The sequence below is a fragment of the Acinetobacter indicus CIP 110367 genome (genome assembly GCF_000488255.1).
GTDB lineage: Bacteria > Pseudomonadota > Gammaproteobacteria > Pseudomonadales > Moraxellaceae > Acinetobacter > Acinetobacter indicus.
The window spans coordinates 754,624-763,806 of sequence record NZ_KI530754.1 but is presented as its reverse complement, the minus strand read 5'-3'; the positions used below and the strand labels follow the sequence as shown (position 1 = coordinate 763,806).

At 49.5% G+C, this 9,183-nt stretch carries 11 protein-coding genes; 9 read left to right on the top strand and 2 right to left on the bottom strand.

Translation table 11 applies throughout. The features are described 5' to 3' along the window. The 5 genes from P253_RS08375 to P253_RS08355 form a co-directional block, all read left to right on the top strand. On the top strand, positions 1 to 788 hold a 788-nt coding region (locus P253_RS08375; protein WP_016659481.1), incomplete at its 5' end, for a copper resistance protein B. Positions 789 to 1,091: 303 nt separating this feature from the next. Next, positions 1,092 to 1,409, top strand: a complete 318-nt coding sequence (gene sugE / locus P253_RS08370) for a quaternary ammonium compound efflux SMR transporter SugE (protein WP_005179881.1) — start codon at positions 1,092 to 1,094, stop codon at positions 1,407 to 1,409. A 32-nt stretch (positions 1,410 to 1,441) separates the two neighbouring features. Beyond that, a complete protein-coding gene (locus tag P253_RS08365) occupies positions 1,442 to 1,927 on the top strand; it encodes a methylated-DNA--[protein]-cysteine S-methyltransferase (RefSeq protein ID WP_016659480.1) in 486 nt (161 codons plus the stop codon). A gap of 229 nt (positions 1,928 to 2,156) precedes the next feature. After that, positions 2,157 to 2,813, top strand: coding sequence for a nuclease-related domain-containing protein (locus P253_RS08360; RefSeq protein ID WP_016659479.1), 657 nt, complete (start codon positions 2,157 to 2,159; stop codon positions 2,811 to 2,813). Positions 2,814 to 2,966: 153 nt separating this feature from the next. Beyond that, a complete protein-coding gene (locus tag P253_RS08355) occupies positions 2,967 to 4,061 on the top strand; it encodes a catalase family protein (protein WP_016659478.1) in 1,095 nt (364 codons plus the stop codon). A gap of 78 nt (positions 4,062 to 4,139) precedes the next feature. Here P253_RS08355 and P253_RS08350 read toward each other — a convergent pair whose 3' ends face one another. Continuing rightward, positions 4,140 to 4,907, bottom strand: coding sequence for a hydroxymethylpyrimidine/phosphomethylpyrimidine kinase (locus P253_RS08350; RefSeq protein ID WP_016659477.1), 768 nt, complete (start codon positions 4,905 to 4,907; stop codon positions 4,140 to 4,142). A gap of 92 nt (positions 4,908 to 4,999) precedes the next feature. Here P253_RS08350 and P253_RS08345 point away from each other — a divergent pair, with 92 nt between their 5' ends. After that, positions 5,000 to 5,680 (top strand): HAD-IA family hydrolase, encoded by a 681-nt coding sequence (locus P253_RS08345; RefSeq protein WP_016659476.1) that lies wholly within the window; start codon positions 5,000 to 5,002, stop codon positions 5,678 to 5,680. 98 nt (positions 5,681 to 5,778) lie between these two features. On the opposite strand, the gene P253_RS08340 is transcribed toward P253_RS08345, so the two are convergent. Beyond that, positions 5,779 to 6,246, bottom strand: coding sequence for an Lrp/AsnC ligand binding domain-containing protein (locus P253_RS08340; RefSeq protein WP_005179867.1), 468 nt, complete (start codon positions 6,244 to 6,246; stop codon positions 5,779 to 5,781). Positions 6,247 to 6,385: 139 nt separating this feature from the next. On the opposite strand from P253_RS08340, the gene P253_RS08335 reads away from it, so the two are divergent. From P253_RS08335 to P253_RS08325, 3 genes are read left to right on the top strand one after another with little or no spacing between them, the layout of a single operon-like run. Further along, positions 6,386 to 7,639, top strand: a complete 1,254-nt coding sequence (locus P253_RS08335) for a D-amino acid dehydrogenase (RefSeq protein ID WP_016659475.1) — start codon at positions 6,386 to 6,388, stop codon at positions 7,637 to 7,639. A gap of 22 nt (positions 7,640 to 7,661) precedes the next feature. Beyond that, a complete protein-coding gene (gene alr, locus P253_RS08330; protein WP_016659474.1) occupies positions 7,662 to 8,774 on the top strand; it encodes an alanine racemase in 1,113 nt (370 codons plus the stop codon). A gap of 24 nt (positions 8,775 to 8,798) precedes the next feature. Next, the gene (locus tag P253_RS08325) at positions 8,799 to 9,161 is read left to right on the top strand and encodes a RidA family protein (protein WP_016659473.1); all 363 of its coding nucleotides are present in this window, start codon (positions 8,799 to 8,801) and stop codon (positions 9,159 to 9,161) included. Positions 9,162 to 9,183: the final 22 nt, after the last annotated feature.

The window sequence follows — 9,183 nt, the reverse complement described above, 5'->3', positions numbered from 1 at the left end:
AACATCAGCAACATCAGCAACATCAGCAACATCAGCAACATCAGCAACATCAGCAACATCAGCAACATCAGCAACATCAGCTCATGAGCATGCCTCATCTGGTGGAGAAGGCTGCAAGGGCAACAACGCATGATCACCGGCAGGAGCATGGCGGGCAGTGGTATCAGTCCAGTATGCTGGAATCGAAATGGATGCAGCATGCGGGTGGACGCGGAGTATGGCAGTCCGAGCTGGAAAGCCGGATCGGAACTGATGAGAACAAGCTGTTTTTCAAACTGCATACCGAGCAGGCCGAGTCGCAACAAGTTGAATATGAGACACAGGTTTTATATAGCCGGATGATTTCTGATTTTTGGGATATCCAGGCTGGTGTAGCCTATCAGCAGGAGGATCAGACTTCGGCACAGCAATGGCGTGGTGTGGTTGGCCTGCATGGGCTAGCGCCGTATTTCTTTGAAACCGAGGCCTATCTGTCCCTTGCCGAAGATCAGCAGGTGCAGCTGAGTCTGGATACTGAGCGGGATTTTTTGCTGACCCAGAAACTGATTCTGGCACCTTATTTGCAGGCCAAGCTGGTACTTTCAGATGAATCGGCGCAGGCGCAGAAAACCGGTTTAAACCAGCTGCAGACCGGACTACAGATGCGTTATGAAATCAGCAAAAAAGTCATGCCGTTTGTAGATGTGGCCTATGGCTATCACAAAGGGCTGGCCCAGACAGCTCAGCAGGATGCGACGGAGTCGGAACAGGGCTGGCAATATGGTGCCGGATTACGGTTGAAGTTTTAAAGCATTTATCCATACACCGGATGGGCTTTGGTTCATCCTTTTGCTTGCTGGAGAAACGACGTATGCCCCAGCAAGCAATTTATTCACTCAAGTGAAAAAGTTTGAATCGCATTATCTGGGTTGTGATTTTTAGTCCCTCTTGAGCTGAAGGTCATTCCCCTCCAACGGTGTTTTACTGGCAGGCGGCGGATTTTTGCTATACTGATACCGTAATTCTGGAGGAACGACCTCCCTTAAAGGTGCTGTCTTTAAGAAAAATCGTCAGGACGGCCTGACTCTATCTGAATAATGGAGGAGGGCGTGATGGCCTGGATCGTATTAATTTTTGCCGGTATTTTTGAAATTGTCTGGGCTTATTTTATGAAGCTTTCAGACGGTTTTACCAAGCTTACCCCAAGCATTCTGACCATTTTCTTTATGGTGCTCAGTTTTGGCCTGCTGGCCTATGCCATGCGTAGTTTGCCGCTGGGCACGGCCTATACCATCTGGACCGGAATTGGTGCGGTCGGTTCTTTTCTGGTGGGTATTTTTGTACTGGGCGAGCCGGCATCGGCCATGCGTATGCTGGCGGCAGTGTTAATTATTTCCGGTCTTGTGCTGATGAAACTTTCATCGGCATAATCAAGCTAGACTAAACTGAACAGGAGAAGGAGATGAAACTTGCATTTATGTATATGCCTTCTCCGGTCGGGCGTTTAAAACTGGTGGCCACAGACAGCACGCTGGTCGCCGTGATCTGGGACAATGAAAATCCCAAACGGGTCCGGCAGGCCGAGCTGGTAGAGCAGCTGGATCATCCGATTTTGCTGGATGCGCAACAACAGCTGAATGAATATTTTCAGGGCCAGCGTCAGACTTTTGAACTGCCTTTAGATTTTGAAGGCACAGAATTTCAGAAAAAAGTTTGGCAGGCACTGCTGAATATTCCTTTTGGCGAAACCCGCAGTTATCGGCAAATTGCTGAGCAGGTCGGCAGTCCCAAAGCGGTACGGGCTGTCGGTGCGGCCAATGGCCAAAATCCAATTTCAATTATTGCACCCTGTCATCGGGTGATTGGCAGCGGCGGTAAACTGGTTGGTTTTGCCGGTGGACTAGACAATAAAGAGATTCTGTTAAAACTGGAACAACAGCAAAAATAAATACGGATAATCTGTGGTGTTGCATCGCCCACAGCAGGCCAATAAACAGCTTAAATCAGTAAGCATCCGTTGATTAAAAAATAGATCACCAGATTGAACATCTTCAGGTAGATAGAATCTTTCTGTATCCACCTGATAACGAAAATTAAACCAGCATTATCATTCCTGAATGAAACACCGTTTTATGCTAGAGTCGGGTCAAGATCATCACCATTAAAATAAAACCGAAATGCATGATGTAAATATTTTGAGTATGTTGATTTCACAGCTGTGGTGGCTGTTGCTGGTTCTGCTGGGCTTGAGCCTGCTGCGGGTGTTCCTGCCGGACTTAAAAGGCAAAATCGGGGAGTGGGCTGTTCAGCGACAGGCCAAGCAACATCTGGATGAGCGTTATATTTTACTTAATGATTTGACCTTGCCCGATCAGGATGGTGGCACCACACAAATTGATCATGTGCTATTAAGTCCTTTTGGCGTCTTTGTGATAGAAAGCAAAAACTATAAGGGCTGGATTTTTGGCAGTGCGCGGCAAAAAATGTGGACCCAGAAAATTTATAAAAAGAGTTATAAATTCCAGAATCCCTTGCATCAGAATTACAAACATACTCAGGTGTTGAGTCATTTGCTGGCTGATCTGCTGGAGCCGGAACATTTACATTCAATAGTGGTATTTATGCCGGGCTGCGAATTTAAAACAGAGATGCCAAAGCAGGTATTTCAAGGGACAGGCTGGGTAAATTACGTACAGGAGTTCCAGACCGAAGTCATCTCCGCCATGCGCTTAAAACGTTTGCAATTACGACTGGAAAAAGAAGTACTGGACCCGTCCTGGCAAACCCGGCGCGCGCATGTGGCGCAGCTTAAATCCAGACATCATCAAGACTGAACCCAAGTATCGTGTTGAGCTGAGTCGTCTACGCTTACCAAACTCTCCTGAACTGTTGAATAAGCACTATATTTTTCTGGCTCTCAGCTTGCTAGATTGGTGGATATTAGCCAATTTTTGCCAGATGTTCAGGCCGGAACAGGAGCGTTCACGATGTCAGAGCCGTATCTACCGTATACCCCGCAGGTTGAACAGGAACAGCCGAATGAAAGCCGCTTGATTGAAGATATTATCGAGCATATGGCCCAAGCCCGACAACAGGTGTTTGACAAGCATCGCCATGCAGTCCGCGATGCGCATGCCAAATCACATGCATTTCTGAAAGGTATTTTGACCGTGCCGGTGTTGCCGCCGCATTTGGCGCAGGGAATTTTTGCCGAGCCAGGACATTATGATGTGATGGTGCGTTTATCGGCTGCGCCGGGAGATTTACGCAGTGACCAGGTGCCAGTACCGCATGGCTTTGCCTTAAAAATCTTGAATGTGCCGGGCGCACGCTTACTGGCCGATGATCCGAGTGATGGTAAAAACCAGGATATTCTGATGGTGAATATTCCGGTGCTGGCCTTTGGCACGCTGCGTAAATACCAGCAGATGCTGCCCCTGGTGACACGCGCGGAACAGGCGCCCGATCCGATGTTAAAAGGCATGCGCAGTATGGCGCGCAGTTTAAATGCACTGGTGGATAAAGCCGGTTTAGAAGTACCGGTAACTTTAAAAGGCTGGGCGCGCAGTCAGAACCATATTCTCGGTGAAACCTATCACACCATGGCTGCACTGCGTTATGGCGACTATATGGCAAAAATCAGTGTGGCGCCGGAATCGACCTCGGTACGTCAGCTGACCAATATTCCAATGCAGATTAGTCATGACTCCAGCATCCGCGATCTGGTTCGGGATTTCTTTAAGCACCATAGCGCCGATTATGTATTGCGTGCGCAATTATGTACCAGTCTGGAACGGATGCCCATTGAAGATGCCTCGGTATTATGGCCGGAAGAAGAATCTGCGCATCAGACCATTGGCACTTTGCATTTTCCCAAACAGGACAGCTATAGTCCGGAGCGGCGGGTTTATGCCGATGATGTGTTGTCGTTTAACCCGTGGCATGGCGTGCAGGCGCATCAACCTTTGGGTTCAATTATGCGGGTACGTAAACAGGCTTATGAACGTTCCGCCTCGTTCCGGCACCGGATGAATACCCAGCCGCGAGCCGAACCGCAGCAGCTGGATGATATGCCGGATTAAAGGGCTTCAGATTCAGGTCGAAAAAATACCTGCCATGGGGCAGGTATTTTTTATAGCAGGTATTTTTTATATTAAGGATTAAAAGCGTTTTGGAATCTTCTGACCATTCGGTACCGGACTTTCTGCCTGTTTTAGTACCCCAAACAGCCAGGTTTCAGCATAATTCACAGCGGCTTGCAGTTCATCACCTAGTGCTAAACGGCCGGCAATAAAGCTGGCCAGCGAGCAGCCCGAACCGTGGTATTCGCCTTCTAAACGCGGGCAACGGGTTTCTGAAATCAGTTCACCATCTATATATAAAGCATTGCGGATGTGATCCGGGGTATCTTCATGGCCGCCTTTAACCAAAACTGCCTTGGCACCCATCGCAAACAGTTTCTGGGTGGCCAGTTCCAGATCATCTTCACCGGTCAGGGCACGCAGTTCTACCGTATTCGGGGTCAGTAAGGTTGCCAGTGGAATCAGCTCGACAAAGGCCTTGACCAAAGTCGCCTGATCACCCAGAGAGCCACCGCTGTTGGCGACCAGAACCGGGTCCAGCACATAGTAATAGTCCGGATGTTCTCTCAAGAAATCTGCCAGCGCTGCAATATTGTCGGTGGTGCCGAGCATTCCCGATTTAACACAGCGAATTGGCAGATCGTTCACCACGGCATTGGCCTGGGCCAGTAGCAATGCTTTGGAAGTGGCTTCAAAGCCAAACACCTGCTGCGAGTTTTGCACCGTGAGGGCGGTACAGGCAATGGCCGCATGTGCGCCACTTTGACCAATCGCTTCAATATCAGCCTGTAAGCCCGCGCCCCCAGAGGGATCTAAACCAGAAAAGCAAAGTACCGTTGGACGCACATCCATATCCTTCAATCATGAATTTACGTTAGTATAGGCAACTTTGAATCAAGTCTCGAGTGTATTTCACGGTCGAAGGGGGAGAAAAATTCATGATTAAACATCTGCTGATTGATTTGGATGGCACCCTGACCGATCCAAAAGTGGGTATTACCACCTCGGCGCGTTATGGACTGGCAAAAATTGGTCATCCACTACCAGAATCTGAAAATATTGACTGGATTATTGGTCCGCCACTGAAAGCTTCACTGGCAAAAATTTTACAGGTTGAACCGAATGATGTGCTGGCGGAACAGGCACTGATGGGTTATCGCGAGCGTTTTGCCGTGACCGGTTTATATGAAAATAAGGTTTATCCGACTGTGGCGGAAACCTTGCAAACCTTGAAACTCCAGGGCTATCAGCTGTTTTTAGCCACGGCCAAGCCGACCATTTATGCACGGCAGATTCTGGAGCATTTTGAGCTGGAACAGAATTTTACCGGCATTTATGGCAGCGAGCTGAATGGTGATCGGACCCATAAAGATGAATTAATTGCCTATATTCTGGAGCAGGAACAGCTGCAGGCCAGCCAATGTCTTATGGTCGGCGACCGGGAATATGATGTGCTGGGGGCGCGACATAACGGGATTGAAGCGGTCGCGGTCGAATATGGTTATGGCACGATGCAAGAGCTGGATCATGCTGCACCAAAAGCCCGTATTCAGCAGTTTTCCCAGTTGCCGAATGTAGTGGCTGACTTAAATAGTGCATTGGTATCCTGTCAGGCTTAATATAAAAAATCCATTCGGCTGATGCTGTATTCATCAGCCGGTGGCTGGATTTTCCATGCGCCTAATCACATCGACGGATCTATCGACTCTCTGAAACATCAGCCTTCAATATTTAAATACAGACTTTCTTTAACTTCTTCCATTACCACATAACTGTGTGAAGAGGCTGAGGCCGGCAATTTTTTCAGTAAATCGCCAAGTAAACGCCGGTAGGCGCTCATTTCTTTGAGCCGTGCTTTAACCAGATAATCAAACTCGCCGGAAATCAGATGACACTCGAGCACTTCCGGAATATCCACCAGATCTCGCGCCACCTGATCAAACACATCGCCCGATTTGGCCGACAGTTTAATCTCCAGAAATACCAGCAGTTTCTTGTCCACCAGTTCAGGATTCAGGCGGGCATAATAGCCCATAATAATGCCATCGCGTTCCAGCCGTTTAACCCGTTCCGAGCAGGGCGTGGTGGATAAATTGACCTTGGCCGCCAGCTCACTAATCGCAATCCGGCCATTGTTTTGCAGGATGTCCAAAATCATGCGATCAATCCGGTCTAATTTACGCATCTAAAAATTCCTTTATTCCAAAAAATATCCTGAAAAAATGGGCGGATTATCTGAAAATACCCACTAAAAATAGCAAAATTCACTATTGATCCGAAAATATACTAGTTAAATAAACTGGAATGTGTTTGAGGTCAAGTCTATGCGTGTAATTGTGTTGGGAAGCGGTGTCATTGGGGTGACCAGCGCATATTATCTGGCGCAGCAGGGTGCAAGTGTGACGGTGCTGGATCGTCAAACCGGGCCGGCGGAAGAAACCAGCTTCGGGAATGCCGGACAGGTTTCACCGGGCTATTCAACGCCGTGGGCAGCGCCGGGGATTCCATTTAAAGCCGTGAAGTGGATGTTCCAGCATCATGCACCTTTGGCCGTGAATTTGGATGGCAGTATGTGGCAGTTACAGTGGATGGCGCAAATGCTGAAAAACTGTAATGCGCAGCACTATGCTATTAATAAAGAGCGGATGGTGCGGGTAGCCGAATATAGCCGCGATTGCCTGAGACAGTTACGCCAAGACACCGGAATCAGCTATGAAAACCGCTCTAAAGGCACGCTGCAGCTGTTCCGTAAAGATGCCCAGCTCGATGCCGTACAGCGTGACATTGAAGTATTAAAAGAAAGCGGTGTGGAATATGAGCTGTTAGACCGTGATGGTCTGGCCCGGGTTGAACCGGCTTTGGCTGCGGCCAAAGATAAACTGGTTGGTGGCTTGCACTTGCCTAATGATGAAACTGGCGACTGCTATCTGTTTACCAATGCGCTGGCCAAACTGGCACAGGAGATGGGGGTTGATTTCCAGTTTAACCAGAATGTAGAAAAACTGCTGGTTGAAGGCGACGAGATTAAAGGCATGCTGGTCAATGGCAAAGTGCTGACCGCAGACCGTTATGTGCTGGCCTTTGGCAGTTATTCACGTGAATTCCTGAAACCGCTGCATCTGGACCTGCCGGTCTATCCGGTGAAAGGTTATTCGCTGACTGTGCCAATTGTCGATCCGGCCATGGCGCCACAATCAACAGTTCTGGATGAAACTTACAAGATTGCCATTACCCGTTTTGACCAGCGGATTCGTGTCGGTGGTATGGCTGAATTAAGCGGCTTTAACCTCGGTCTGAATCAGGATCGTCGTGCCACTTTAGAAATGGTCACCAAAGATTTATTCCCGGGTGGTGATTTACCGCAGGCCAGCTTCTGGACCGGTTTACGTCCAATGACGCCAGACAGCACCCCGATTATTGGTGGCACCCGCTATAAAAACCTGTTCCTGAATACCGGTCACGGGACTTTAGGCTGGACCATGGCCTGTGGTTCGGGCAAGTTAATCAGTGATCTGGTGATGCAGCAGCAACCGGAAATTAGCACTGAAGGCTTATCGTTACAGCGTTACGCTGCTTAAGGTATTGATTCAAGGAAGAACGATGTCCAGACCAATTCAGGCGGTGGTGCATCTCGATGCACTGCGCCATAACCTGCAGATTGCCCGGCAGTATGCCGGGGACAGCCAAGTTTATGCCGTGGTCAAGGCCAATGCCTATGGTCATGGCATCGAGCGGGTCTATCCGGCTTTTCAGTCCGCCGATGGCTTTGCCTTGCTGGATCTGGCCGAGGCGCTGAGATTACGCCAGCTGGGCTGGCAGGGCGATATTCTGTTGCTGGAAGGCATTTTCTGTCTGGAAGATTTATTTGTCTGTCAGCAACATTGCTTGAGCTTTAGCATTCACAGCGCCCATCAAATTGACTGGTTACAGCAGTTCCAGCGTCAGCATCCGGAAGCACGTTTTCATGTCTATCTGAAAATGAACAGTGGCATGAACCGTCTGGGTTTTACACCCGCCACTTACCGGGACGCCTTCGCCCAGTTACAGGCATTGGAAATTATCGCCTCTATTACCCACATGATGCATTTCTCCGATGCCGACGGCGAACGTTTTGGCGCGCCGGGCATTGACTATCAGCAGCAGTGTTTTGAACAGACCATTGCCGGCCTGCCTGGCAAGCGTTCGCTCTGTAATAGCGCGGCGCTGCTACGTCATGCGCCGGCCCTGCATAGTGATGTGATGCGTAGCGGCATCATGCTGTACGGCAGTTCCCCCGATTTTCCACAGCACACAATTCAGGACTGGAACCTGAAACCGAGCATGAGCCTGCGCAGTGAAATTATTGCTGTCCAGCAGCTGAAGGCTGGAGAAAGTATTGGCTATGGCTCCAGCTTTGTCGCCGAAAAATCCATGCGGATTGGCGTAGTGGCCTGGGGCTATGCCGATGGCTATCAGCGAATTTCTCCAAGCGGTACACCGGTACTGGTCAATTCGCAGCGCAGCCAGACGCTGGGTCGGGTCAGTATGGATATGCTGGCGGTCGATCTTAGCCATCTTCCTGACGCCGATATTGGCGCTGAAGTGGTGCTGTGGGGCTATTCCAGCAGTGGTGCCATCTTGCCGGTCGATGAGGTCAGTCAGGCAGCCGGTACCGTTGGCTATGAGCTGATGTGCGCCATCACCGCCCGGGTGCCGTTTGTGGTGCAGGCATAAAATTTTATTCAACAGGATCACAACATGAGTTCTCAAGATATTCAACGTATTCACAGCACTGAAGTGATGAGTGCGGCAACGGTATTTAATCAGGTGGTCTATCTGTCGGGTCAGATTCCGAAAACCACTGCCGGGCAGGACATCACTGCGCAAACGCAAGAAGTGCTGCAGACCATTGATACGCTGCTGGCCGAAACCAATAGCGATAAAAGCCGGATTTTATCTGCGCAACTCTTTTTAAAGAATCTGTCCGATTTCCAGACCGTGAATGCGCTCTGGATTGAATGGTTGCAGGACCATGCCACACCGGCACGTGCCACCATTCAGGCGGAACTGGTCAACCCGGACTGGCTGATTGAAATTGCAGTGACCGCTGCACAGAAATAAGCCGTCTGGTTTGGTTTTCTCT

Coding starts and splice junctions, on each gene's coding strand:
- sugE (WP_005179881.1), top strand. CDS start 1,092: ATGGCCTGGATCGTATTAATTTTTGCCGGTATTTTTGAAATTGTCTGG.
- P253_RS08365 (WP_016659480.1), top strand. CDS start 1,442: ATGAAACTTGCATTTATGTATATGCCTTCTCCGGTCGGGCGTTTAAAA.
- P253_RS08360 (WP_016659479.1), top strand. CDS start 2,157: ATGCATGATGTAAATATTTTGAGTATGTTGATTTCACAGCTGTGGTGG.
- P253_RS08355 (WP_016659478.1), top strand. CDS start 2,967: ATGTCAGAGCCGTATCTACCGTATACCCCGCAGGTTGAACAGGAACAG.
- P253_RS08345 (WP_016659476.1), top strand. CDS start 5,000: ATGATTAAACATCTGCTGATTGATTTGGATGGCACCCTGACCGATCCA.
- P253_RS08340 (WP_005179867.1), bottom strand. CDS start 6,246: ATGCGTAAATTAGACCGGATTGATCGCATGATTTTGGACATCCTGCAA.
- P253_RS08335 (WP_016659475.1), top strand. CDS start 6,386: ATGCGTGTAATTGTGTTGGGAAGCGGTGTCATTGGGGTGACCAGCGCA.
- alr (WP_016659474.1), top strand. CDS start 7,662: ATGTCCAGACCAATTCAGGCGGTGGTGCATCTCGATGCACTGCGCCAT.
- P253_RS08325 (WP_016659473.1), top strand. CDS start 8,799: ATGAGTTCTCAAGATATTCAACGTATTCACAGCACTGAAGTGATGAGT.